The sequence below is a fragment of the Paenibacillus sp. UNC496MF genome (assembly GCF_900113915.1).
Taxonomy (GTDB): domain Bacteria; phylum Bacillota; class Bacilli; order Paenibacillales; family Paenibacillaceae; genus Paenibacillus_Z; species Paenibacillus_Z artemisiicola.
Map to the genome: position 1 here is coordinate 549,255 of NZ_FORE01000004.1, position 25,823 is coordinate 575,077.

The following is a 25,823-nucleotide window of genomic DNA, read 5'->3' on the forward strand; positions in this document are numbered from 1 at the left end:
AATCCGGATGGAGGGGAGCGCATGGCAAACCAAACACCGGCGGCGCAAGCCGTCCGCCCGTCCGCGCCGCCGCTGCGGTCATCCGGCAAACGGAGGCGCAGCAGCGCATGGCTGAACCTGCTTTACGTGCCCGCGTTGATTCTGTTCGCGGTGTTCATCTTCTACCCGTTCATTAAAGGCGTGCAGATCTCGTTCACGAACTGGGACGGCTACAATCAGGACTACAAATGGATCGGCGGCTCCAACTACAAGCGGATCTTCAGCGATCCCGACATGGGCCGGGTCATCCGGAACACGGTCATCTACGGCGTCGGCAGCGCCTTCCTGCAGAACGTCATCGGGCTCGCGTACGCGCTCTTCCTCAACATGAACATCCGGACGCGCGGCGTCGTGCGGACCGTCATTTACCTGCCGGTCATCATCAGCTCGCTCATCATGGGCTACATCTGGTATTTCTTCTTCCAATACGACGGCGGAGCGATCAACGACATCCTGCTGCTGTTCCAGGACGAGCCGTCGAATCTGCTCGGCGACAAGGATGTCAACAGCTGGATCATCACGTTCGTCAACACCTACCAATACCTGGGCATCGCGATGGTGCTCTTCCTGGCCGGCCTGCAAACCATTCCGAAGGATTATTACGAGGCGGCGACGATCGACGGCGCCACGGCCATCAGCCGGTTCCGCCACGTGACGTGGCCCCTGATCGCGCCGTCCCTGACGGTCAGCATGGTGCTGAATCTGATCGGCGGCCTGAAGCTGTTCGACGTCATCGTCGCGATGACGAACAGCGGTCCGGGTTACGCGTCCGCGTCGATGTCCTCGATCATGTATCTGCTCTACTTCGGCCGCGAAGACGCCGGCTACGCCGCCACGATCGGCATCCTGATGTTCGTCATGATCTCGGTCGTCAGCATCGTCGCCTTGTTCCTGCTCCGGAGAAGGGAGGTTCACGCCTGATGCGACGCAAACGCAACCCGTGGCCGACGGCCCTGTCGCTCCTGATCTGCCTCGTGCATATCCTGCCGTTCTACATTTTGCTGACGACCTCGTTCAAGGCGGCCGACGACTTAAGCTCGAAGTGGGTCATGCCCGGCTACATGTACGCGGACAACTTCAAGAACGCCTGGCAGGAAGCGAACCTGCCGTCGGCGTTCCGCAGCAACCTGATCGTGACGATCGTGTCCGTCGCGCTGATCATCGTCGTCGGCAGCGTCGCCGCGTACCCGCTCGCGCGGTTCCAGACGCGCTGGAACAAGTTCGTCTACGCCGTGTTCGTCTCGGCGCTCATCGTGCCGCCGCTCACCATCCTCGTGCCGCTCTATAAATTCATGGTCGACATCGGCGGCATGAACCAGTATTGGGGCATCATCCTGCTGTTCGTCACCTTCAACCTGCCGATGACGATCTTCCTGTACACCGGCTTCATCGGCACGATTCCCCGCGAGCTGGACGAGGCGGCGATGATCGACGGCGCGGGGCGGCTCGGCCTGTTCTACCGGATCCTGCTGCCGCTCCTCAAGCCGATCACGGCGACGGTCGTCATCCTGACCGGCGTCGCCGTGTGGAACGATTACCAGTTCTCGGTCTTCTTCCTGCAGCATCCGCACACGCGGACGATCACGGTCGCGCTGGCCGCCTTCTTCGGCCAATACAACAGCAACATCGGCTGGGTCGCCGCCGGTTCGCTCATGGGGGCGCTGCCCATGATCGTGCTGTACCTGTTCCTGCAGCGGTACTTCATCTCGGGCTTGGCTTCCGGCGCGATCAAAGGGTAGGAGGCGAACGCGCGGCCCATGAGACGATCCATCCGGCTCAAATTGACGCTGTTGTTCCTCCTCACGATCATCCTGCCGATCGTCGTCATCGTCGTGGAGCTTCCCGCTTATTACGTCAAGTCCATCAAAGAGCAGCAGTCCTCGCTAATGGCGGGGACTTTAGCTGCTCTTACGTCGCATATCGAGACGTACCTCGACGACCTCGACCGGATGACGGTCACCCCGTATTTCTACGACGACGTCATGCGCGCGCTGAAGCTGAAATCGACCTACGGCTGGAACCTGCTCACCCCGTTCGAGCAGTACGAGGCCGGACAGACGCTGTCCACGACCCTGCCGAACGCGCTCAAAAACACCCGCAAAGACATTCTCGGCACGATCCTCCTGCCGATGGACGGCTCGGTCTACGCCTCGTATGCCGGCAATCCGAACGGCGCCGCGGCGCGCTTCCCGTTCAGCAAGCAGGACTGGTATATCCAAGCGCTGCGGGCGGACGGCAACGTGGCGTTCATCAGCGTGCACGACCAGGATTACCTGAGCGGCGCGCGCGCCACCGTGTTTTCGGTCGCCCGGCTGATCAAGGATCCCGATTCCCGGCGCCCGCTCGGCGTCATCATGGCGGACGCGGACACGGTCGCGATCGAACGGATGATCACGGGCGTCGGACTCAAGAACGGCGCGCTCGCCGCCATTCTCGACGACAAGGGCAAGCTGATCTACGCCAGCGCGCCCGTCGACGACGGCGCGCGGCGTCAGCTGGCGCGCGGACTCGGCGTCGTGCACGCGGCGGCCGGCGATTACGGCGTCGTCAGCAAGACGGTCTCGCGTTCCCAGTGGGGGCTCTACGTGCTGTTCCCCGAATCGGCCGTCCGGCACAAGCTGCAGCGCGTCTACGCGGTCGGCGCCGGCTTCGCGGCCGGCGGCCTCGTCGTCGCCGTCATTCTGTACACCGCGGTGTCGCGCTGGATGGTGACGCCGTTCAAGCGGATGATTCAGACGATGAAGCGCGTGCAGCGCGGCGATCTCGGAGCGTGCTATCCGGTGAAGGGCAACGACGAGGTGGCGCAGCTGGGCGCGAGCCTGAACACGATGATCAGCCGGCTCGGCGAGCTGATCGACCGCGAATTCCGCGCCGTCCTCGGCCGGCGCGACGCGGAGTACCGGGCGCTGCAATCGCAGATCCAGCCGCATTTTCTGTACAACACGCTGAACGGGTTCATCGGCTTGAACCGCGCGGGGCAGAGCGCGCTGCTCGAGCGGGCGATTTTGTCGCTGAGCGGCTTGCTGCGCTACACGCTGGAGACGGGCGACCGCGCTCGCCTGCAGGACGAGCTGGCGTTCGTCGAGCAGTACGGCGAGCTGCAGCGGATGCGCTTCGCGGACAAGATGGCGCTCGACGTCGACGCCGCGCCGGAGGTCTATCCGATGCTGCTGCCGAAGCTGCTGCTCCAGCCGCTCGTCGAGAACGCGGTCCTTCACGGCATCGAGCCGAGCAAGCGCCCCTGCTTGCTGCGCATCGGCGCCGGACTGGAGGCGGCGGGACCGTCCGGCGAGCCCGAGCTCGTCATCGCCGTGACGGACGACGGCGTCGGGTTCGATCCGCGGCAAAGCCGGGAGGGCGTCGGCTTGTCGAACGTGCGCGAGCGGCTGCGGCTCGCGTACGAGCGGGCGACCTTGGAGGTCGTCTCCGCGCCCGGGGAAGGCACGCGCATCACCATTCGAATTCCGGCAAAGGATGTGGCGATCGGATGAAGCTGGTCATAGCCGACGACGAATATCCCGTACGTTACGCGATCAAGAGCATGATCGGAGAAATGGACGCCGCCTGGACGGTCGCCGGCGAGGCGACGAACGGCGGGGAGCTGCTGCGGCTGCTCGCCGAGCATCGGCCGAACGTCGCCATCGTGGACGTCCGCATGCCGGAGATGAGCGGCCTCGACGCGATCCGCGAAGGCAGGAAGGCGTCGCCGCTGACGAAATGGATCATCCTGAGCGGCTATTCCGATTTCCGCTACGCGCAGGAAGCGCTTAAGCTCGGCGCCTCGGAATACATGCTGAAGCCGGTCCGCTCGGAGGAGCTGGAGCGGGCGCTCTTCGCCACGTACAAGGACGGCCGGGACATGCTGCTGCTGCATAACGAACGGTTCGGCAGCAACCTGTCCGCGCTGATCAACGGGCTGCTGTCCGTGCAGGCGGAGGAACGGGACGGGATCTTCTATACGGGGCGGTTCCGGGGCGCCGTCTTCGAGCCGGACCGCCCGGCGGGCGGTCCGGACCGCGCCGCGGCGCACGGGGCGTTTTACCGCGCCTTGACGGAATGCGTGCGGACGCATGCGCACTGCGGCGTCCGGCTCGCGGTCGTGCCTTTGCCCGGCGGGGAGCTGGCCGCGGTCGGCGCGTGGGAGCAGGCGCGCGGTCAGGAGGAAGGGGGGCGGCAGGTCGCGGAATTCTTCGGCGCCGTCTTCGGACTCGCCGCCCGCGCGAGCGGGGCGGAGGAGGCGGTCACCGTGCTGACGACGGGCGAATGCCGCGGCTTCAAGGAGCTGAGCGCGCGGCTTGCGCGGCTGCAGCAGCTGCGCGACTTGCGGATCTTCCGCGGGTTCGGCGGAACGGTCGATTACGCGGAGCTGAACGGCCTGGCGGAAAAGCGGGGGCTGGAGTCGCTCGGCCGGCAGTTGGCCGCGGCGCTGGAATTGCTGCGCGACGGGCGGTATTTGAACGCGCAGAACGCGATCGCGGAGCTGGAGCCGTCTTGGGCGGCGTGGGAAAGCGAGAGCGGCGAGGCGGAGAAACGGTCGCTGCTGCGGTACATGCGGCATGTCCTGCCGGGGCTCGGCTTGGCGGACGGCGGAGAAATCGGCGGCGTGCCGCGGGCGCTCAAGGCGTACGGGGAACGCGCGCTGCGCGAGCGCCAATCCAAGGAAGCCGAGCGGGTCGACCCCGTGGCGCAGGTGCTGCGCTACGTCGAGCAGCATTACGCGGAGGAGGTCGGCATCGGTCAGATCGCCGACCTGCTGAACGTGTCGCCCAGCTACCTCAGCACGCTGTTCCATAAGCGGACGGGCGTGACGTTCATGAAGTACTTGACCCGGCTGCGCATGGGGAAGGCGGAGGAGCTGCTGCTCGGCACCCGGCTGCAGGTGAAGCAGATCGCCGAAGCGGTCGGGTATTTCAGCACGCGGCATTTCACGAAGCTGTTCACGGAGACGTACGGCAAATATCCGTCGGATTACCGGAAGCCGCCGTAACGGCGGTACGGGAATCCCACGGATCGTTGCCGGATCGCTGACGCGGCTTGAATTAGGCGGGAGATTGAAGCGGCGAGGGCCGGTCAGGCGCGCGGTTGACCGCCGCGGCGCCTAGCCCTTTAGGATTCGGCGCCGCCGTCTTCCGGCCGGCCCGCCGGCGTCTCCGCCGCGGCCGGCGCTTCGGCTGCCGCCGGGCGGGGCTTGCGCTTCGGCCTGGCGAGCTCGGCTTCGAACACCGCCTCGAGCTCCGCCATTTTGCGCGCGTCCTCGATGTCGACCTTCCCCTTCAGCACGTGCTCGACGACGAGCGGCCACGTCGCCGCGAGCTTCTGCGCCGCCAGAATCCGGGTCGCGTTCTTGACCAGCTTGCGTTCCTTGGCGTTGGAATAGACGTCCACGTACCGCTGGATCCGCGAGAAGTCGAGATGCGGGAACACCGCCCGGAAAATTTCCGCCGTCATGCGGGCGTCGTCGAGCGCGCGATGCGCCCGATTGTCGTCGCCGCTGATGCCGAGGTCGGCCAGCGCGTTCTCCACGCTGACGTCGTTGGTGACGCCTTTATGCCGAATGTAGCCTTTGAGCAAATCGAAATAATCGACCCCGAGCCAGTACGCGTCGTCCAAGCCGTGCATCCGCGTATCGAAGACGATCCGCTTCATGTCCTCGCCGCCCCACGTAATGATCCGAAACCGCTCGCTCGGCCCAAGCCAGGCCAAAAATTCCCCGACGACGGCGGGGAATCCCTCCGCGGCGTCGATGCCCTCCTGCGGAATGCCGGTTTTCTTCTGAATAAAGTCGTTCAGCTTGGCGAAATAAACCGGTTTGACCAGCGCCGAGAATTGGCCGGTCTGCCGGAGCTCCGCGTCCAGCCGGACCGCGCCGATCTCAATGACCTCCATCGGCAGGTCGCTGGCGAATTTTCGCCCGTTGAATTCGATGTCGAGTACGATGTAGTCCACGTCCGTAACCTCCGCTGCAAATGTCGCTTCCATTCTAACAGAATACCGCAGCCGCTGTCGCGGTGCAAAATCCGCTTGCCCGCTTGCCGCCCAGAAAGCCGGAAAGCGTCATTGGCTTTTGCCGGACGAATGATAGATAATGGAGCAAGTAGATAGAGTAGGGGACTTACGTGCCGGAGGGAAGACGTGGTTACATTTTTGCAACTGAATACGATTTTTCTGAGCATGATCATGGAAGCGATTCCGTTCATTCTGCTCGGCGTCATCGTGTCGGGACTCATCCAGACGTTCCTGTCGGAGCGGTGGATCGCGCGCGTCATGCCGCGCAACCGGTTCGCGGCTTCGCTGCTCGGCTGCGGCGTCGGCCTGCTGTTCCCGGCCTGCGAATGCGGCATCGTGCCGATTACGCGCAGGCTGCTGCGCAAGGGCGTCCCGCTGCACGCGGGCATCGCGTTCATGCTGACGGGCCCGATTATTAATCCCGTCGTGCTGTTCGCAACGTACATCGCTTTCGGCAACGATTGGCGGATGGTGCTCGTGCGCGGCGGCTCCGCGATCGTCGTCGCCTACGTCACGGCGATCGCGCTCTCGTTTCTCTACCCGAAGCTGCCGATGCGCCTGCGCGAGGACGTCGCCGCGCTGGAGACGGCGGCCGGCCTCGAGACGCCGGCGGTCGGTCCTCGGCCGGTTCCCGCGCCGCTGCTTCGCCGTCTGTACGACGTCATGCTGCACGCGGTCGACGAGTTCTTCTCCGTCGGCAAATATCTGGTGCTCGGCGCGTTCATCGCGGCCTCCATGCAGACGTTCATCCCGACCGCTTCGCTCTTGAAGCTCGGGGGCAATCCGGTGACGGCGTCGCTCGTCATGATCGGCCTCGCGTTCGTCATGTCGCTGTGCTCGGAGGCGGACGCGTTCATCGCGTCGTCGTTCCGCAGCACGTTCCCGATCGGCGCGCTGTCGGCGTTTCTCGTCTTCGGCCCGATGATCGACATCAAAAATACGCTGATGCTGCTCGGCGTGTTCCGCGGCCGGTTCGTGCTCGTCCTGATCGGGCTCGTCGCCGCCTGCACGCTCGGCGCGTCGCTGCTCGTGGGGAGGCTGCTGGGATGATCCGACTCTACCTGCTCGCCGGGTTCGCATGCATGTTCCTGATGATGCACATGAACGGCAACCTGAACAAATACATCAACACCAAGTACGCGTACTTGTCGGAGAGCGCCATCGCGCTGCTCGGCGTGCTGTTCGTCTTCGAGTTCGTCCGGCTCTACGTCAAAGAACGCGAGGCGGCCAAACGGAAAGCCGCGGCCGCGGCGGCGATCTCCGCGGAGCCGGCCGACGGTCGGCCAGCGGCGCTTGACGGCAGCGCGGGGCATGGCCATGACCGCGCTCGTGACGGTCACGGCGGTCATCACGACCACCACGGTCATGACCATAATAGCGACGCTCATGACGACCATCACGACCGTCGTGACCGCGCTCATGGCGGCCACAACCATCACGACCGCGAGCATGACGGTCACGACCGCGCGCACGGCCGCGATCACGTCGGCCATTCGCATGAATCGCCGATCCGGTGGAAGCGGTACGTGGGCTACGGCATCTTGATTTTCCCGCTGCTGACCGGGTTTTGCCTCCCCGTGCAGACGCTCGATTCCAGCTTCGTGAAGGCGAAGGGGTTCTCGTTCCCGGATTTCAACGTCTCCGCCGACAATCCCGGCTTCCATCAGTTTCTCAAGCCGGACACGAGCGTCTTCTACGGCAAGACGGGGTACGCCAAAGCGTCGAAGAAGGAATTGGACGATTTTCTGGGGACGAAGGACGTTCATCTGACCGACGCCAACTTCCTGAAGGGGCTGGAGGCGCTCTACAATTACCCCGACGCGTTCATCGGGCGGACGGTCAGCTTCGACGGATTTATTTACAAGGGCGATCAGACCCAAGGCAACCAGTACTTCGTCTTCCGCTTCGGCTTCATCCACTGCGTGGCCGATTCCGGCGTGTTCGGCATGCTGGTCCGTTTCCCGGAAGGCGCGCCGTTCTCGAACGATCAGTGGGTCCGCGTCGAAGGCAAGCTGGGAGCGGAATTCTACCAGCCGTTCAAGCAGACGCTCCCCGTGCTCGACGTCAAGACCTGGAAAGGGATCGACAAGCCGAAGGATCCTTACGTGTATCGGGCTTAACGTTCTAGCGGCATAAGAAGCAATTGCAAAAAAGCATAAAAATAGCCAAGCAGCAAAGCAGCCAAACAGCAAAGCAGCCAAACAGCAAAGCAGCAAAGCAGCAAAACAGCAAAACAGCAAAACGAAGCGCGGCGCTCCCATCCGGGATGCGCCGCGCTTCGTTGGCGTGCGTTCATTCTTCGTCCGCCTCGACGCGGACCTCCGTTTCGTTGGAGAAGGCCGCGGAATCGCGGCTTCGTTCGTTCACGTAATAGTCGTACGCGGCGCGGACGCGGAAGCGAATCCGGCTTTGCAGCGGATGGCGCGCGACGCGAAGCACGTACGTGACCGAGGCCGCGCCGCCCGCGGCGAGCGTACCGACCGGGATGCCGTCGGCCGTCGCGCCGGAGACGGGCCGGCCGTCGACGAGCACGCTGCCCGGCTCGAGCCCCGTCTCGCGCGGCACGAAATCCCGCAGGATGACGGAAGCGGGGTAATTGCCCGCGTTCGCGACGCGGACGATGGCCAGGAAGCTTCCGCCGGCTTCGACGAGATGCGGGTCGGCGTCCAGCGTCGCGCCGATGTACGGGTAGACGAGCTCCGTCACCGCGGCGTTGGAGAGCATCGTGTCCGTAACGGCGAGGCCGCTTGGCAGCCCGAACGCGTAATCGACGATCGCGCGGTTGGCGATCTGGGACAACGCCGGCTGCAGCACCTCGCGCGTGACGGCGACGTCGAACGTCAGGACGAACGTCTGGCCGGGCACCAGCGAGCCGAGCGCGATGCCCGTCGCGGGATCCGCGTTCGGCAGCGGACGGCCGTTCAAGGCGGCGGTGCCCGCGAGGTAGGAGGTCCCCGCCGGAATCAAATCCTTCACCGTGACGCTGGTCTCCAGCGTTCCCGCGTTCGCGATCGTCAGCGAATAGGCGAGCTTGTCGCCGATCGTCGCCAGAACCGGAGCGACGGCGAGGACGGCCGTCAGCGACGGGCCGGAAACGACGACCGTAACGCTGCCGGATTCCACGGATTGCTCGTATTGGCCGTATCGGAACGCCAGCCGCGCCCGGTTGGTCAGCCGCGTCTGCACCGGCACGTCGAGCACGACGGCGTTGAACGTGACGAGCTTGGAGGAGCCCGGCTCGATCGTGCCGAGCGCGATCCCGGCCGCCGGGGACGATGACGGGCTGCGGACGCCGTTCACGGTCACGCTGCCGGGCACGAACGCCGTTCCGTCCGGAAGCGGGTCGTACAGCACGGCCTGCGCGATGCCGTCGGAGCCTTCGTTGGCCGCGAGGACGGAATACCCGATCATGTCCCCGACGAACGTCACGGCATTGGAAACGCTCTTGCTTAGCGTGACGGCAAGGCCGGTCACGGGCACCGACGCGACGTTCGAGAGCGCCGAGCCGGTAATCGTCCGGTGGTCCAAGGTCACGAACGAATAATCGGCGCGCGCCTGGTTCTCGATTCGGCCCGACGCGGGCACCGAGGTCACGATCAATTGAAACACGATCGATTGCACGCTGCCCGGACCGACTTCGCCTAGCGGAATGCCCGTTCGCGGCGTAATGCCGGGAACGGGCGCTCCGTTGACGAGGATGCTGTTGGCGACGAAGACGGTGCCGGACGGGGGCGTGTCGTACACGGTTACGTTCGCGGAACGGTTGCCCGTGTTCGTGACCGCGAGGCGGAACGTCAGCGGAAGCGACAGTCCCGCCTGCGCCGTATCGGGCGTCTTGGCGATGCCGATCACGGGGCCGTTCACGACGGTATTGACGACGTTGGAATAGGCGAAGCCGGCAGCCGAGCCGGAGTCGAAGGAAACGACCGACTGGTTGCGGATCGTCATCGGCAGGCTGTCGTTCTCGATCATTGCACGAGCACCTGGAACGTGACCGTCGCGGCGGCGCCCGCGGCGATCGTGCCGACCTGGATGCCGGTGTTCGGATTCGCGTTCGGCTGCGTCACGCCGTTCACGGTCACGCTGCCCGCGATGAACGTGACGCCCGCCGGCACGGGGTCGACGACGACGACGTTATCGACCGGCGAGATGCCGTTGTTCGTGACGACGATCGTGTACGTGATCGTGTCGCCGCTGACGGCGTCGATGGCATCGGTCGATTTGACGGCGGTCACGTTCGGCGAGGAGACCGGGATGATGACCGTGTTCGATTGCACCGAGCCGAACAGCGTCCGTCCGTCCGGCGGCGAGAAGGAATAGTTCGCGGTCGCCGTGTTGGACAGCTGCTGCGGCGACGGCAGGGCGTCGACCGTGACCTGCAGCGTGATGATGACGTGCACCGTCGCGCCCGGCTGCACGGGACCGATCGGGATGCCGGTCGTCGGATCGGCGCCCGGCACCGGCACGCCGCCGACGGTGACGCTGTTCGGCACGAAGGCCGCGCCGGTCGGAATCGGCTCCACGACGGTGACGTCGGCCACGAGATTGCCGGTGTTGGTGACGTCGAGCGAGTACGTGATCGTGTCGCCGACGGTGGCGTTGGCGGTGCTGGCGCTCTTCAGCACGCCGATGACCGGATTGAAGACCGGCGTCGTGAGCGTATTCGATTGGCTCGTGCCGGAGAAGGCGCCGGACGTGAAGCTGACCGTCGCGAGGTTGCTGATCAGGCCGCTGGCCGGCAGCGAATTGACGACGATGTTGAACGTCACCGTCACGGACGTGCTCGGCGCGATGGCGCCGATCGGGAAGCCGACGCCCGGATCCGCCCCCGGCAACGGCACGCCGCCGACGGTGACGCTGTTCGGCACGAACGACGTGCCCGCCGGCACGATGTCGCTCAGCACGGCGCTGTTCACGGCGGCGATGCCCACGTTCGTGATCAGGATGGAATACGGGACGATGTCGCCGATGACGGCATCCGTCGCGGTCGTGCTCTTCGCGACCGTCACGTTCGGCGAGCTGACCGGAACCTGCAAAATGTTGGACTGCGACGTCTGCGAGAACGAGCGCGTATCCGGCAGGGTATAGAGGTAGTTGCCCGTCGCCTGGTCGATCAGCTGCTGCGTGGCCGGCAGGGATTCGATCAGGAAGTTGAACGTCGTGGTTACGCTGGTGCCGGGCGCCACAATGCCGATGCTGAAGCCGACGGACGGATCGGCGCCGGCTTGCGGCGCGCCGTCTACGACGACGCTGTTCGGAACGAACGAGGTGCCGGCGGGCACGTTGTCGGAGATCGTTACCGTCGCGGGATAATTGCCGGTGTTGCTGGTGACGACGGAATAGGTGATGTTGGAGCCGACGCTGGCGATCGGCGTAAGCGAGCTCTTGACGAGCGTAATGACCGGATGGTAGACGGGCGTCGTCACGGTATTCGAGAACGTGACGGCCGAGAACGCGCCGGACGTGAAGCTGATCGACGAGCGGTTGCTGACCGCCTGGCTGTCGGGCACGGCGTTGACGGTGACGCTGAACGAGACCGTCACCGAGCCGCCCGCCGGTATGGAGCCGAGCGAGAAGCCGGCTGCGGGATTGGCGCCCGGCTGCGAAACGCCGTTGATCGTGACGCTGCCCGCCAGGAAGGACGTCCCCTGCGGAATGGGATCGGAGAAGATGACGTTGTCGACGGGCGCGATGCCGCCGTTGGTGACGACGGTGGTGTACGTCAGCGTATCTCCGATCGTGAGCGCCGTGTTCGCCGTGCTCTTCACGACGAGGACGTCCGGCGTCGATACCGGGAACGACAGCGTGTTCGACAACGCCGAGCCGGTCAACGTCCGGTTGTCCGGCAGCGTGTAGGCATACGAGGCGGTCGCTTGGTTGGACAGCTGCTGGTTCGCCGGCAGCGAATTAACGACGACCGAGAAGGTGACGACGGTCGTCGTGCCCGGCGCGATGACGTTCAGCGGGATGCCCGCGACGGGATCCGCGCCCGGCTGCGGGGCGCCGTTCACGATGACGCTGTTCGGCACGAAGGATACGGCCGGATCGATCGTGTCGGTCAAGGTCGTCAGCGCAACGTAGTTGCCGGCATTGGAGACGTTGAATGTGTAGACGACCGTGTCGCCGACGGTCGCGTTCGTCGTGTTCGCCGACTTCACGACGCCGATGACCGGCTGGAAGACGGGAATGTTCACGGTGTTCGAGAACGCGAGGCCCGAAAAGGCGCCGGACGTGAAGGAAACCGTCGCCGTGTTCGTGATCGTCGGCGGCGCCGGCACGGTGACGACGGTCAGCGAGTACGTCACCGTCGCGCTGCCGCCGCTCGGAATCGTGCCGATCGAGACGCCCGCCGCCGGGTTGCCCCCCGGCACGACGATGCCGTTCACCGTCACGCTGTTCGGCACGAGTACCGTGCCGGCGGGAATCGCGTCGATGAAGACCGCGTTGGCGATGGGCGCGATGCCGCTGTTCGAGACCACCGCCGTGTACGGAATGACGTCGCCGATCGAGACGGCCGTCATCGTCGACGATTTCGCGACTTGGACGTTCGGCGACGTGACCGAAATCGACAGCGTGTTGGACAGCTGCGATCGCGTCAGCAGCCGGCCGTCGGGCGGCGTGAAGGTGTACGTCGCCGTCGCTTGGTTGACGAGGAACTGCGGTGTCGGCAGCGAATCGATGACGACGGAGAACGTGACGAACACCGTGGCGCCGGGATTGACCGTGCCCGCGTCGATGCCCCCGGTCGGCGTCGCGCCCGGCTGCGGGTTGCCGTTCACGATAACGCTATTGGCCACGAAGGTCGTGGTCGGCGGTACCGTGTCGGTCACGGTGACGTTCGCGGGCAGATTGCCCGTGTTGCCGACGGCGATCGTGAACGTCACGGTATCGCCGACGGTCGCGTTCGCCGTGTTAGCGGTCTTCACTACGCCGATGACGGGCTGCGTGATCGGCGTCGTCGTGACGTTGGACGACGACGTGGCGGCAAAGGTGCCCGACGTGAAGCTGACCGTCGACTGATTGAGAATCTGATCGGAAACAGGCATGCTAATATTCACCTCATAGGTCACGGTCGCAGAGGCGCCTGGCGCCAAGGAACCGATCAGAATGCCGGCGGTCGGATCCGCCTGGGGCCTTGCCGCTCCGTTCACTGTCACGCTGCCGGGAACGAAGGTGGTGCCAGGAATCGGAGGGGCCACGAAGACGACGTTGTTGACGGTCGCGAGGCCGTTGTTCGTCACGACGGCGGTATACGGGACGTTATCGCCGGTGACGGCGTCGATGGCGATCGTGCTGAGCACGACCGGGACGTTCGGCGCGGAGACGGGAATCGTGACGATGTTCGACGGCGAGCTTCCGTTCACGATTCGGCCGCTCGGCAGCGTGTACGCGAACGTCGCGTTGCCTTGATTCGCGAGCTGCTGCGGATTCGGCAGCGAGACGACGGCGACCTCGAAGGTGACGACGGCCGAGCCGCCCGGGGAGACCGTGAAGATCGGAATGCCGGTCGGCGGCGTCGTGCCGGGCTGGGGCGCCCCGTTCAGCAGCACGGAGTTCTCGACGAAGACCGTGCCGGCCGGAATGTTGTCCGTCAGGTTGGCCTCGACGGAGATGTTGCCCGCGTTCTGCACCTGCAGCGTGTAGACGACGGTATCGCCGGGCGTCGTCGCCGCCCGGCTCGCGCTCTTCTGAACCGTGATGACGGGCTGGAAGACCGGGATGAAGATCGTGTCGGTAAACGATGTGCCCGTGAACGCGCCGGACGTGAACCCGACCGCGCCGCGATTGCTGAGCGCGCCGCCGGCGGGGACGGAGACGACGGCGACCTGGAAGGACACCGTTACGGAGGCGCCCGGCGCGAGCGTGCCGACGGCGACGCCCGACGCGGGATTCGCGCCCGCGGCCGGCGCGCCGTTGACGAGCACGCTGCCGCCGACGAGCTGCGAGCCGGCCGGAATCGGGTCCGACACGATGACCTGGCTGACCGGTTCGAAGCCGTTGTTGGCCGCGAGAAGCGTATACGTGACGATGTCCCCAACGGCGGCGTCCGGCTCGCTGGCGGACTTGACGATCGTCACGTTCGGCGCCGACGCGGAAATCGAAACCGGGTTGGATGCGACGCTGCCGTTGAACGTCCGGTTGTCGGGCAGCGTGTACGCATACGAGACCGTGCCCTGGTTCACGAGGTTCGGCGGACTCGGCAGCGACTGGAGCAGCACCGAGAAGGCGACGGTCGCGGAGCCGCCGGCGGCGAGAACGCCGACCGATATGCCGGTCTGCGGCGTCTGGCCCGGCCGCGGCGAACCGTTGACGGCGATGCTGCCTGCCACGTAGGCCGTGCCCGCGGGCAGCGGATCGGTCAGCGTCAGCAGCGCGGCGTAATTGCCGGTGTTCTGAATCGCGAACGTATAGGTAATCGTGTCGCCCAAGGTCGCCTGCGTGAGGCTGGCCGTCTTTTGCGCGGCGATGGCCGGCGCGGCGGCCGGGACGTTGACCGTGTTCGACAACGAAATGCCGCTGAACGTGCCGGAGTTGTAGGTCGTGGAGGAGCGGTTGCTGATTTGGGCCGGATTGGGAATCGACGTGACGAGCACCTGGAAGACGACCGACACGGAGCTTCCCGCGGCGATCGTGCCGAGCGAGATGCCGGCTGCCGGCGACGCGCTCGGCCGGGAGGCTCCGTCGACGGCCACGGTGCCGGAAACGAAGCTCGATCCGGCGGGAATGGGATCATTGAACACGGCGTCCGTGACGGCGGCCACGCCGGTATTGGACACGACGGTCGTGAAGGTGACCGTGTCGCCGATGGTCGTGTTCGCGCGGTTCGAGCTCTTCGCCGAATTGACGCTCGGCAGCGAGACGGGAATCGTCAACGTGTTGGACGCCGCGGAGCCGCTCAGCGTCCTGCCGTCCGGCGGATTGTACGTGTACGCCGCGGTCGCCTGGTCGGTCAGCTGCGGCGGCGAAGGCAGGCTATTCACGAGCACTTGGAACGTGACCGTCCGCGATCCGCCCGCGGGCACCGCGCCGATGTTGACGCCCGTCGCCGGATTGGCCCCCGGCTGCGCGACGCCGTTCACGGTCAGGCTGTTCGCCACGAACGTGCTGCCGGCCGGAATGTTGTCCGTGAAGGTGGTGGTCGCCGCGATCGTGCCGGAGTTGGCGATCACGACCGTGTACGTGACCGTGGAGCCGACGGACGCGTTCGCGGTGCTGGCGGTCTTGGTCATGTTCAGGACCGGCGCGTAAACGGGCGTATTCACCGTATTCGACGGGATGACGCCGCTGATGGTGTCGCCGCCGGCGACGCTTTGGAACGTGAACGCGGCTTTCGCTTGGTTCGAGATTTGCCCGGAAGCGGGCAGGGACGTGACGCTGGCTCGATATGTAAGCGTGACCGAGCTGTTGAGCGCCAGCGTCCCGATGGCGACGCCCGCCGTAATGCTGGCCTGCGGACGCGGGATGCCCGCGACGGTGACGCTGCCCGCGACGAAGGCAGAACCCGCCGGCAGCGAATCGCTGACGACGACGTTCGCCGCGTTGGCGGTGCCGGTGTTGCTGACCGTGACCGTGTACGTAATCTGGTCCCCGATGACCGTTCCGGCCACGTTCGCGCTCTTCGTCACGCCTACCGACGGCGAATTGATGTTGACCTGAATGGCGACGCCGTTGACGACGTACGCGTCGCCGGACGTCGTCAGCTGGAGGACGGCGGACGACTGGTTGTTGACGAACCGGGAGGAGACGTCGACGTTCGTGATGTCCCAGCCCTGCCGGCCGCCGATGATGTTGCTGCCCGGCGCGCCGTTCGTCTGGTTGCGCGTGCCGAACGTGCCCGTCGTGTCGAGCTGGCCCGCGTCATTGTTGATCTGCGACGCGAAGAAGTTGTTGGCGAAGTTGTTCGGTCCCGACAGCGCGACGAGCGAACCCGTGGTCGGACCGAGCAGCGCCTGGTCGCCCGAGCGGTTGGCGTCGCCTTCCTGCGCGCTGAGCAAGGCTCTGGCGCCGAGCGCGCCCGAAGTCGGCGTGGCAAAGCCCGTGATCGTCGTATTGACCGGTCCCGAATCGGCTTGAATGAGTACGGCGCCCGCGCGCAGCGACATGTTCCGAAACGGCAAGGACGGGTTGGCGTAAATCACGCCGAGCGTCCAGCCCGCATGGTTGACGGTCGGATCGGTCACCGTGATCGTGCCGACGACGCCGCCGACGTTGTACGTCCCCGCGCCGCCCTGCTGAATCAGCGAGGTGACGTTGGCGGAACGGGTATAGCCGAGCGAGCCCGAGTTCAGGTCGTACGTGTTGGCGGTGGCGGGATCGGGCGTGACGCTGAAGGTGGCGCTGTTCGGCAGCGTGAGCGTGACGGGATTGTTGATGGCGGACGATAGATTGACGCCCGGCACGACGTACGTGCCGCCCCAGATCAGCTCCGCGTAGACGACGGAGCTGCCTGCGGGCATGACGAGATTCGCGGACGCGTTGTTGACCACGTAGTTGTTCGTCGTCCCGAACGGGTAGGTGCCGAATCGGGAGGTCGTATTGGTCGTGACGAACGCGCCGATGCTGTCTTGGGTGCCGGGAACGCCTTCCGTCGTCGAGCGGCTGAGGCCGAGCGTGTTGCCCGTAAAGGTAATGGCGCCGGTCATGTTCACGGCAGCCCGAACTACGAGAGGAATGTTTCTCACCCCCTATGTGCCAATCTCGCGGATTGCACTATAGGAGCATATGCGGGTCCCCGCCTGCCTATGAGGCGTTAATCGGCAGCGACTTGTCGATTTCGCAGTTGCAGGACGGCGTGCGGCTCGGACGGTTCCAGCCGGCAGAGGCGCCGCCACTCGTCGTCGGGCAGGACATCCTTGACGATGACGAAGCGGTACAGGATTTCGTCCACGACGTTCGCCTGCAGCTCCTTGAGCAGCTCGAGCTCTTCCGGCTCGTACAGCGGCGGGGAGAAGGCCGGCTCGTAGAACAGCTCCATGCGAAGCAAGCGGAAGTCGTAAGGGAGCGGAGGAACGTAATCGTAAGGCGCGATCGGGGGGCAGCGCAGCCCATCCTCGGGCTGCATGAAGCGGGGGGTCAAATAACGGGGCGTATGCTCGTCGAAGCGGTGTTTCAAATACGGGTTGGCGCCGTGGCGGAAGTGATGCGCGTACGGGCAGAGCAAGGTCAGGACGGTCCCGTGCCGGCCGATCCGGTAGAGCTCCGCGAGCGCGGCTTCCAAGTCGTTCGCGTACGGCAGCATGCGGCATACCGCGATGTCGTCGACGGAATCGTCCGGGAACGGCAGCGTGCCGTTCAAGTCGCCGACCCAGTTGACGCCGGGCATCGCGATGCGGTCGATGCCGTAGTAATCGGGGCGCTTATGCGCGCCGCAGCCAATGTCGAGTTTCATCGCCCATGCCTCCTGATAGCGGATCGCCGCTTGCTACCATAGTGTATGGGACGGCGAATTGACAGGTCTCTACGCTTGCCCATCCGCGCAAAAAAGCGGAGGCTGGGGCCTCCGCGATTACCGTATTTATAGAAGTCTTTACTTAATGACGCGCCGCGCCGTGACGAAGTGGCGGTCCCACGCGCTGCCTTTGAACGTCGAGACGGTTACGCCGATGCCGACCCGGTACGTATGCAGCAGCTTGCCGTTGCCGATGTACAGGCTGACGTGGTTGATGACGCCGTCGCCGTTCGTGTCGGAGAAGACGAGATCGCCGGGCTTCAGCGCGCTCTTGGATACTTTCACGCCGACCTTCGCTTGCTGCTGGGACGAACGCGGCAGGCTGATGCCGTTCTTCTTGAAGATGTACTGCGTGAAGGACGAGCAGTCGAACGCGCTGGTAATGCCGGATTTCGCGCCGAATTTGTACGGCTTGCCCAAATATTTCATGCCCGTGGCTTCGATTTTGGCGGCCAGCGACGTTTTGGACGCGGACGAAGCCGTCGCGGCGTGCGTCGTGTGCGGCGTGAGGGTTAATGCGCCCGTGAAGGCGATGGAAAGGCCCAAGGTCAGCGTAAGCGCGCGTTTGGCGAAGCGGGATGGCAAATTAATCATAGGAAGACTTCCTCCTGGCGGTAAGTTTGTGGTTGTCTTGGCTGTCATTGTCATGTCCTAAACCGACTATAACACGCCGAAACTTTCCACCACTTACCAATGTAAACGGAAGTCCTTGCCTGCCATGGAGAAAAGCCGGTTTCTTAGAAATAAATGAGAAAGTATTCATGAAACCGGGGTTGACAATAAGAAAAAACCAACCAGCATCTGCCTGGTTGGCGATTACGATTCCTTTTCTTCTATATTAAGGTTCTGTTAACGGGCGATCAACCGGAAATCGTCGTAATGAAAGCCCGGCGCCACCACGCAGGACACGAGCACGGGCTCGTCGCCGAGCGGCTTCGCCATCTGCCAGGCCTTCGCGGGAACGAGCGCTTGCGGGCGCTGGCCGTTCGCGATATCGGGTCCGACGACGATTTCTTCCTCGGTCGCGGGGTGCTCGCCCGTCCCCCCGAGCGTCAGCAGCAGCGGGCTGCCGGCATGCCAGAGCCACAGCTCGTCCGACAGCACGGTATGCCATTCGGAGAATTCGTCCGGGTGCAGGACGAAATAAATGGAGGACGCCGCGGCGCGATCGCCGGAATACGGCTCCCCGAGCACCTCCCGCGGAATCGTGAAGTCGGCCTTCCATAATTCTTTATACCAGCCGCCCTCCGGATGGGGGGTCAAATCCAGCGCCTTGACCCAGGGCGACCGTTCCTTCGTGATAACGCCGTTGCTCATGTCTCTCCGTGCTCCTTCGTCTTCGAATTTCTCTCTTCATCTATAGCCATGACGCGCGAAACGCAACTCTACCAATGTACCGGATTTGCGCGGGCGTGTAAACGAAAGAAACCATGGCGGGAGGTTTTCCCGGCCATGGTTTCGTCGAAGCGCCTCGCTATTATTGAATGACCCCGCATGCGATCCGGTCGCCGGAGTTGCCCGACGGGTCGGTAACGTAGTCGTCCGCTTTGTCGTGAATGACGAGCGCCGTGCCGCCGTCCTTCAGCAGCGAATTCGGCTGCCCCTTCGCAAGCGTCACGACCTTGGTTTCGAATTCGGCTTTCGCGTTGCCGGCGGCGTCGACCTTCAGGTTCGGGAGGTCGCCGTTGTGGAAGCCCTTCGGATTATTGAAGCCGTGCATTCTCGCGGCCGGGTTGAAGTGCGCGCCTGCCGACGTGAAGGCCGGCGCCTCGCATTTGCCCGTCTCGTGGAAATGAAGGCCGTGCTCGCCCGGCGTCAGCTTGCTCGCTTCGACGCGCACGAGCACCTGATCGTCCTTCTGCATGAGCGTGGCGGAGCCGATGGATTCGCCTTTCGCGTCGATGATCTTCACCGTCACCGTCTGGGATTGCGTTTCGTGATGATCGCTCGCGAGCGCCCGAAGCGGGCTGACGGCCGCGAGTCCGGCAAGCAGCGCGACGGCCGCCGTGCCTTTTAACAAACGTGCGTGTTTCATAATCGGTAATCATCCTCCTGTTTGCAGCTCCGTGTAGTCGTGTTCCTTGCTTAGCTTTGCCTACAATCCCATTCGCCAAACATTGCGATTTTTGGGATGCGCGCGGCCGCAGGTTGGCGCGATATTGGATTGGTAGCGCTTGCCGATTGTGCTACTTTTATGGAGATAGAGCCAATTTCAATCTCATCAGGAGGCGAAGCAGTTGAACGCAATTCGCATGGGGATCATCGGAACGGGCGGCATCGCCGGCTGGCATGCGCGCCAGCTGAAGGAACTGCCCGAGGTCAAGATCACGGCGCTCGCGGACACGAGCGCGGAGAACCGCGACCGGTTCATCGCGAACCAGGCGCTCGAAGGCGTCAAGACGTATACGGATTACCGGGAGCTGCTGGACAGCGGCGAAGTCGACGCCGTCGTCATTTGCTCCCCGCATACGCTTCATTTCGAGCAGGCGAGCGCCGCGCTGCGGAGGGGTCTGCACGTGATGCTGGAGAAGCCGATGACGTGCTCGTCGGTCGAAGCCGCGCAGCTCATCCAGATCGCGGCGGATTCGGGCAAGCTGCTGCAGGTGTCGTATCAGCGCCATTTCCAGCCTGAGTTTCTGTATATTCGGAATGCCATCGCAAGCGGCGAAATCGGCAAGCTGACGTCCGTCACCGCCTCGCTGTACCAAGAATGGAAGCAGGGCACGAGCGGCTCGTGGCGCCAAGATCCGTCCTTGTCCGGCGGCGGCTTCCTGATGGATTCCGGCAGCCACATCATCGACGTGCTGCTGTGGACGACGGACCTCACGCCGGTCGAGGTGTCCCCGCAGCTCCAACTGCACGGCACGCCGGTCGAGATCGACACCTTCACGTCGATCAAGTTCGCCGAAGGGGCGGTCGCCGGCTTGAACCTGGTCGGCAACTCGCCGTGCTGGCACGAGACGTTCGTCTTCTGCGGCGAGACGGGCGGCATCTTCTACGACAACGGCAAAATCACGCTGCGCCGGTGGAAGCAGGAGCCGGTCGTGCCCGAGCTGCCGCAGGCGACCACGAACCAGGACAAGAGCTTCGCGGACGCGATCCTGGGCCGTCACGAGGTGCTCGTTCCGGGCGAATTCGCGCTGAAGGTCGTGAAATTGTCGGAAATGATCTACGAAGCAGCCGGCTATTCGCCGCTCGCGAAGGTGTAATCCGCTTGACCGCACGCACGGCCGGAGGCTCCCGCAAGGGGAGCCTCCGGCCTTTTTTCGTTCGCGGGACCGGGCCGCGCGGGACCTTCGTCCAAATGGCGTTTTGTGCCGAATTGCAGTAAACTGGCTGTAGAGGAGTGGATGTCTACACATGAAGCCGGTTACGTTTACGATCGAAGAAGCGAACGCGCTTCTGCCCGAGCTCCAGGAAGACTTGATCAAGCTGCAGCTGCTCACGCAGCAATTCGAAATGAAGTTCGAGCTGCTTCATCAATTGACGAAGCAGCGCAGGGAAGGCACGCTGCCCGAAGGTCCGGAAACGTCGGATCCGTTCTTCGAGCTCGAGACCCAGCTGGAGTTCATGCGGATGGAAGTGGAGCTGGCCATCGGCAACTTCGAGCGCAAGGGCGTCTTGCTTAAAATGATCAATCCGGGGCTGATCGATTTTCCTTCGGTGCTCAATGGTGAGGAAATTCTAATCTGCTGGAAGCAAGGCGAGGAACGCGCGGCCTATTACCACGGCTACGAGGACGGCTACAAAGCCCGAAAACGCTATCCCGACGCGGGTTTGGCGAATTGAAGAAGAAACCGAAAAAACATTGGAAATTTCTCATTTTCGAAGCCTGAGCAATCAGGCTTCTTTTTATTTCGCCAGAAGAGGCATGTCCGTCGACAAAAGTTCATACGATTCGTACAGAAGCTTTGACATGCTTCTCGTTAGACAGCCTTTACAATCAGACTCATATCGGAAAGGCCCCTAAAAATCCAAGGAAGAGGTGCAAGTCATGACCCGGAGTATCCAGTGGAATGCAGTGGCTTATTTGATGATCGCGGCGCTTCTCGCGTCTCTGTTCTTCTCGTTTAACCTATTGACGAATGAAGGAAGCGCCCGATCCGCCGACATGGCGTACGGCTTCCCGCAATGGCACGGCACGGCGTCGGCCGCGCCGGCTTCCAGGATCGCGGCGCCGGTAGCGCCGGATCAGCCCAAGTCGCTCTTTCAACCCGCGACGGTCATCCCCAAAGCTTCGGCCACGGTTCATATACAGACGGCAGCCGCTCTCAAGAAACCGATCGCTCCGGCAGCCGCTCCCTCCATCCGTACATATCGCGTCACCTCCTATTATCTGAACGTTCGCGCGCTGCCAAGCGCCGATGCCGATATTGTCCGCGAAGTGAAGCAAGACACGCGCCTCGACGTCGTCGGCGCGACCGCCGCCGGCTGGCTCGCGCTGAAGGGCGGCGGCTACGTCAACGGCCGCTACGCTGCCCCGATCGATCCCGCCGCAACCGCGGTTCCCGAGCCGGCTCCCGCCGCTTCGTCCGCGTCATCGGAAGCGGCGAAATCGGCGCATGCCCCAGCACAAGCAAAAGCGAAGTCCGAAGTGTCCGCGCAATCGGCCGCTCCGTTATCCGCATCCTCCGGCGATCCCATGAAGCCGTCTTCCAAGGTCATGTCCGATTCCGGGCTGACGAAGGCGCACATCTCCCAATTGCTCAAAGGAACGAAACTGGAGAATCAAGGCCTCGAGGACGCCATCCTCGCCGTGGAGCGGGATTACGGCATCAACGCGTTCTTCACGATCGCGGTCATGAAGCTCGAGAGCGGCAACGGCAAGAGCAAGCTGGCCAAGACCAAGAACAATCTGTTCGGTTTGAACGCGGTCACCGGCAATGCGCACGCGATGGCGTTCAGCTTCGCCACGAAAGGGGACAGCGTCAAAAAGTTCGGCAAGCTGATCAACGATAATTACGTGGAACGGGGCTATACGACGATCGAGAAGGTCGCGCGCAAGTACTGCCCGGCAAACGGAAAATGGGCGGGGCATGTCCGCACGATCATGCGCGGCGACTTCGGCAAGCTGACTTGAGCCAAGACGGGCGAATTAACGGTTGACAGTGGCTCACTTGTCATGTAAGATTTCGATGTTGAGTTCGCAGCAGCTCGGATCGTTCGTATAGCCTCGCAGCAGGGCGAGGGTTTCTACAGGAAGCCGTAACTTCCTAACTACGAATATGGATTCATCCCCGGATGACTTCATATTTGCGGTTAGGAAGTTTTTTGTGCGTACGGCTTTATTAACCGCCGCCTGCTGCCCGGCTTGGGAAGGAGAGATTATAGCTATGAAATTCGATATGAAATACGCGATCGCGGTGTTCCTCGGCGCCGTCAGCTACGGCATTCTGTCCACCATCGTCGTCAAGGCGTACGGACGCGGTTACGAGCTTGGCGAGGTCGTGGGCTCGCAGCTGCTGGTCGGCTTCGTGCTGTCCTGGCTGCTGGCCGCGGCTACGAAGCGGACCGCCATCCGCAAACGGCGCAACGCCGTCGGCTTAGGAGAGGGCGGCCGTTCGGCCGCGCCGGCGCGTCCCGCTCTGTCGTGGAAGCAGCGGCTGCTGCTGATGGCGGCGGGCATGCCGACGGCGCTGACGGGCCTGCTGTATTACCAATCGCTGCGCTATATTCCGAATTCGCTCGCGATCATCCTGCTGTTCCAGTTCACGTGGATGGGCGTGCTGGTCGACGCTTTGCGCCGGCGCAAGCGGCCAAGCAATCTGATGCTGATTACGCTCGCCGTTCTCTTCGGCGGCACGCTGATGGCGGCTGGCATTCTGGATCACGGCCTGGCGAACTTCGATGCGCTCGGCGCCGCGTTGGGCCTGTCGGCGGCCGTCAGCTATACGATGTTCGTCCTGTTCAGCGGCAAAGCCGTTCCGTCCGCGGAGCCGGCCTATCGCAGCGCCTGGATGATCACCGGCGGCCTGATTCTCGTATTCGTCCTGTTTCCGCCGGCCTTCTTGTTTAACGGCCTGATCTGGGGTCCGCTGCTGCTGTTCGGCTTCTTGCTCGGCTTGTTCGGCGCCTTCATCCCGCCCGTGCTGTTCGCGGCCGGCGTGCCTCACGTCGGCGAAGGGATGGCCGCCGTGCTCGGCGCTTCGGAGCTCCCGGTCGCCGTCATGCTGTCCGCCGTCGTCCTGCACGAATCGGTGAGCGTCCTGCAGTGGGCCGGCGTCGTGCTGGTGCTTCTCGGCGTCGCGATGCCGGAGGTCGTCCGGCGGCTCCCGCATTCGCGGCCGAAAGGCGCGGCGCATCGGGCATAACGCAACGTTTCCGTTGTCATTCGGCTTTGCGCCGGGTATAGTGGAGACAGCTTGGACCGATGGGAGGAAGCGGGCATGACGAATTACATCGCGCTCATTCGCGGCATCAACGTCGGCGGCAAGAACAAGCTGGCCATGGCGGACTTGAAGCGCGAGCTGGAAGCGATCGGCCTCTCGAAGGTGCAGACGTACATCCAGAGCGGCAACGTCGTCTTCCGGTCCGCGAAGGACGCCGGCTCGCTCCGGGACGCCATCGAGCAGGCCATTACGCGAATCTCCGGCATTCGCGCCAAGGTAATGATCCGCGAGCAGCGCGAGCTGGACGCCATCGTCGCCGGGTGTCCCTATGCGGAAGCGGCCGCGGCGGAGGGCAAGAGCGTTCACCTGTCGGTGTTGAACGAACCGCTGACCGGCCCGCAGCTGGAGAAGCTAAGCGCGGGCTGCTCGGAGCTGGACCGGTTTCAGGCGGACGGCACGGTCGTCTACTGCCACTACGGCCAAAGCATCCTGGATTCCAAGCTGGCGGCCAATTTCGCCAAGCTCGGCGACGCCGTGACGACCCGCAATTGGAACACGGTCGTGAAGCTGCAGGCGATGCTGCGCGCGATGGACTGACGGAGCTCGCCTCCGCGGATTGCCGGCGCCGGAATGAAGCGGCGAACCATCAATGCACGGAATACGAACCGAAGACAACGTAAAGGAAGAAGCCTCCCGGGATGCGGGAGGCTTCTTTTCGCGGCGCGCGGCGCGCGTGCGTGCAAACGGCGAATTCACCGCTCGCGAACCGTTTATGCTTCTTCCTCGTTCTGCGCCGAACGGTTGGCGGAAGCGCCGGATTGGAACGCTTCGGCCGCTTCTTCGGCCGAGAACTCGGTGTCGTCCTGGCCCGGGACCGGCAGCTTGTTCAGCTCGGAGGACTGTACGTCGGCTTTGGATGCTTCGTTTTTCGCGTTGTTCATCTATGTACACCTCCTTGCAGCGTGCGATGGATGGCAATGGCAGCCAATCGTAGAATGCCCCCGGAGGCCGGCATCGTATACGCGGTTACGAATTCTTTACGGCGAATGCTCGCCAATCGAATTGGAAATGGCTTCCATTGGCGTCCGCGTTCATGAAAGCGTTATAATAGAGGCCAGACTATGTTTGACGAAAGCGGGGTTGAACATTCATGAGAATCGTCATTACCGGCGCCAGCCGCGGATTGGGCTACGAGCTGGCGGTCATCGCCGCGAAGCGCGGCCATCAGATCGTCGCGGGCGTCCGCGACAAAACGGCGGCCGAAGCGCGTTACGGCGCATTGGAAGAAGAACTTCGCGCGCGGATCGAGCTGTTCGAGCTCGACGTCACGAACGACGCGTCGATCGAGCGGCTTGCCGCCGAATTGAAGGAGCGGGAAGCGCCGATCGACGCGCTCGTGAACAACGCCGCGATTCTGCTCGGCCGCGAGGCCGGCATCGAATCGCTGGCGTTCGCGGACGTGGCGGCTTCGTTCGAGACGAACCTGTTCGGCCCGATCAAATTGATCCAGGCGCTGCTGCCGGCGCTGCGCAAAGCGAGCCTGCCGTCCATCATGAACATTTCGTCCGAGGCGGGGGCGTTCGCCAACGCGTACGCCGGCGATTATCCGTACGGCTTGACCAAATCCGCGCTCACGTTCCTGTCGGAGAAGCTGCGCAAGGAGCTGGAGCCGCAGGGCTTCCAGGTGCTGGCGATTCATCCGGGCTGGATGAAGACCGACATGGGCGGGGACCGGGCGCCGGGCGATCCCGTCGAAGCGGCCCGGCAGCTGGTCGGCATTTTGGAGCGCGTGCGTCCCCTTCGGGTCAAGAAGCACGGATTCGTCGATCCGGCCGGGCGCGAGCTGCCGATTTGAGTTTTTGTTTGGAGTCACGAACGAGTCCTCAAATGACTCCCGACGGAGTCCCTATTTTAAGACCTCATGCAGTGAAACGATTATCGCGGTTTTCCCGGATGCGCCCGGGAACCGCGGTTCTTTTTTGCGCCCGGGAGAGGGGGCA

The 25,823-nt window shown here is 63.7% G+C and carries 21 protein-coding genes and 1 riboswitch; of the genes, 12 read left to right on the plus strand and 9 right to left on the minus strand.

What is annotated here, in order from left to right:
• The first annotated feature begins 21 nt into the window (after positions 1-21).
• Genes BMZ79_RS02475 through BMZ79_RS02490 form a run of 4 tightly spaced genes read left to right on the plus strand, consistent with a single transcriptional unit; the run spans position 22 to position 5,026 of the window.
• Complete coding sequence (locus BMZ79_RS02475) at positions 22-960, plus strand: carbohydrate ABC transporter permease (protein WP_090636234.1); 939 nt, start codon at positions 22-24, stop codon at positions 958-960.
• Positions 960-1,778, plus strand: a complete 819-nt coding sequence (locus tag BMZ79_RS02480) for a carbohydrate ABC transporter permease (protein ID WP_090636235.1) — start codon at positions 960-962, stop codon at positions 1,776-1,778. Before BMZ79_RS02475 ends, BMZ79_RS02480 begins: the two co-directional genes overlap by 1 nt.
• Before the next feature lie 18 nt (positions 1,779-1,796).
• Positions 1,797-3,530 (plus strand): cache domain-containing sensor histidine kinase, encoded by a 1,734-nt coding sequence (locus BMZ79_RS02485; RefSeq protein ID WP_090636237.1) that lies wholly within the window; start codon positions 1,797-1,799, stop codon positions 3,528-3,530.
• On the plus strand, positions 3,527-5,026 hold the full coding sequence (locus BMZ79_RS02490; protein ID WP_090636239.1) for a response regulator transcription factor: 1,500 nt from the start codon (positions 3,527-3,529) through the stop codon (positions 5,024-5,026). Before BMZ79_RS02485 ends, BMZ79_RS02490 begins: the two co-directional genes overlap by 4 nt.
• A 119-nt stretch (positions 5,027-5,145) precedes the next feature.
• Here BMZ79_RS02490 and BMZ79_RS02495 read toward each other — a convergent pair whose 3' ends face one another.
• Entirely contained in the window at positions 5,146-5,985 is an 840-nt protein-coding gene (locus BMZ79_RS02495) for a 3'-5' exonuclease (protein WP_090636241.1), read from the minus strand.
• A 186-nt stretch (positions 5,986-6,171) separates the two neighbouring features.
• Here BMZ79_RS02495 and BMZ79_RS02500 point away from each other — a divergent pair, with 186 nt between their 5' ends.
• Positions 6,172-7,095 (plus strand): permease, encoded by a 924-nt coding sequence (locus BMZ79_RS02500; protein ID WP_090636242.1) that lies wholly within the window; start codon positions 6,172-6,174, stop codon positions 7,093-7,095.
• Positions 7,092-8,165 carry a TIGR03943 family putative permease subunit gene (locus BMZ79_RS02505; protein WP_090636244.1) on the plus strand — a complete coding sequence of 358 codons (1,074 nt, stop codon included), beginning with the start codon at positions 7,092-7,094 and terminating at the stop codon, positions 8,163-8,165. The genes BMZ79_RS02500 and BMZ79_RS02505 overlap by 4 nt, the downstream gene beginning before the upstream one ends.
• Here BMZ79_RS02505 and BMZ79_RS33495 read toward each other — a convergent pair.
• The 7 genes from BMZ79_RS33495 to BMZ79_RS02535 all read right to left on the minus strand — a co-directional run bounded on the left by BMZ79_RS33495 (position 8,162) and on the right by BMZ79_RS02535 (position 19,529).
• Positions 8,162-8,341, minus strand: a complete 180-nt coding sequence (locus tag BMZ79_RS33495; RefSeq protein WP_143088870.1) for a hypothetical protein — start codon at positions 8,339-8,341, stop codon at positions 8,162-8,164. The two genes, BMZ79_RS02505 and BMZ79_RS33495, sit on opposite strands and share 4 nt — an antisense overlap.
• Positions 8,338-10,017 (minus strand): COG1361 family protein, encoded by a 1,680-nt coding sequence (locus BMZ79_RS02510; RefSeq protein ID WP_090636246.1) that lies wholly within the window; start codon positions 10,015-10,017, stop codon positions 8,338-8,340. Before BMZ79_RS02510 ends, BMZ79_RS33495 begins: the two co-directional genes overlap by 4 nt.
• Positions 10,014-16,688, minus strand: coding sequence for a DUF7507 domain-containing protein (locus BMZ79_RS02515; protein ID WP_256252558.1), 6,675 nt, complete (start codon positions 16,686-16,688; stop codon positions 10,014-10,016). The genes BMZ79_RS02510 and BMZ79_RS02515 overlap by 4 nt, the downstream gene beginning before the upstream one ends.
• Positions 16,689-16,795: 107 nt before the next feature.
• Positions 16,796-17,434: a methyltransferase domain-containing protein gene (locus BMZ79_RS02520; protein ID WP_143088871.1), complete on the minus strand. Its 639-nt coding sequence runs from the start codon at positions 17,432-17,434 to the stop codon at positions 16,796-16,798.
• Between the two features lie 138 nt (positions 17,435-17,572).
• Positions 17,573-18,088, minus strand: a complete 516-nt coding sequence (locus BMZ79_RS02525) for a C40 family peptidase (protein WP_090636249.1) — start codon at positions 18,086-18,088, stop codon at positions 17,573-17,575.
• 255 nt (positions 18,089-18,343) lie between these two features.
• Positions 18,344-18,796, minus strand: a complete 453-nt coding sequence (locus tag BMZ79_RS02530; RefSeq protein WP_090637096.1) for a cupin domain-containing protein — start codon at positions 18,794-18,796, stop codon at positions 18,344-18,346.
• Between the two features lie 175 nt (positions 18,797-18,971).
• On the minus strand, positions 18,972-19,529 hold the full coding sequence (locus tag BMZ79_RS02535) for a superoxide dismutase family protein (protein ID WP_090636250.1): 558 nt from the start codon (positions 19,527-19,529) through the stop codon (positions 18,972-18,974).
• 202 nt (positions 19,530-19,731) lie between these two features.
• Here BMZ79_RS02535 and BMZ79_RS02540 point away from each other — a divergent pair, with 202 nt between their 5' ends.
• The 5 genes from BMZ79_RS02540 to BMZ79_RS02560 all read left to right on the plus strand — a co-directional run bounded on the left by BMZ79_RS02540 (position 19,732) and on the right by BMZ79_RS02560 (position 24,420).
• Positions 19,732-20,703, plus strand: a complete 972-nt coding sequence (locus tag BMZ79_RS02540; protein WP_090636252.1) for a Gfo/Idh/MocA family protein — start codon at positions 19,732-19,734, stop codon at positions 20,701-20,703.
• Positions 20,704-20,854: 151 nt separating this feature from the next.
• Entirely contained in the window at positions 20,855-21,283 is a 429-nt protein-coding gene (locus BMZ79_RS02545) for a DUF2203 domain-containing protein (RefSeq protein ID WP_090636253.1), read from the plus strand.
• Positions 21,284-21,488: 205 nt separating this feature from the next.
• Complete coding sequence (locus BMZ79_RS02550) at positions 21,489-22,574, plus strand: glucosaminidase domain-containing protein (RefSeq protein ID WP_090636255.1); 1,086 nt, start codon at positions 21,489-21,491, stop codon at positions 22,572-22,574.
• 63 nt (positions 22,575-22,637) lie between these two features.
• Positions 22,638-22,734: riboswitch (purine riboswitch) on the plus strand.
• Positions 22,735-22,839: 105 nt separating this feature from the next.
• Complete coding sequence (locus BMZ79_RS02555) at positions 22,840-23,805, plus strand: EamA family transporter (RefSeq protein WP_090637098.1); 966 nt, start codon at positions 22,840-22,842, stop codon at positions 23,803-23,805.
• 75 nt (positions 23,806-23,880) lie between these two features.
• Positions 23,881-24,420 (plus strand): DUF1697 domain-containing protein, encoded by a 540-nt coding sequence (locus BMZ79_RS02560; protein ID WP_090636257.1) that lies wholly within the window; start codon positions 23,881-23,883, stop codon positions 24,418-24,420.
• A gap of 173 nt (positions 24,421-24,593) precedes the next feature.
• Here the strand turns inward: BMZ79_RS02560 and BMZ79_RS34115 are convergent, their stop codons facing one another.
• Positions 24,594-24,764 (minus strand): hypothetical protein, encoded by a 171-nt coding sequence (locus BMZ79_RS34115; RefSeq protein ID WP_177221973.1) that lies wholly within the window; start codon positions 24,762-24,764, stop codon positions 24,594-24,596.
• 209 nt (positions 24,765-24,973) lie between these two features.
• On the opposite strand from BMZ79_RS34115, the gene BMZ79_RS02565 reads away from it, so the two are divergent.
• Positions 24,974-25,678 carry an SDR family NAD(P)-dependent oxidoreductase gene (locus BMZ79_RS02565; protein ID WP_090636258.1) on the plus strand — a complete coding sequence of 235 codons (705 nt, stop codon included), beginning with the start codon at positions 24,974-24,976 and terminating at the stop codon, positions 25,676-25,678.
• Positions 25,679-25,823: the final 145 nt, after the last annotated feature.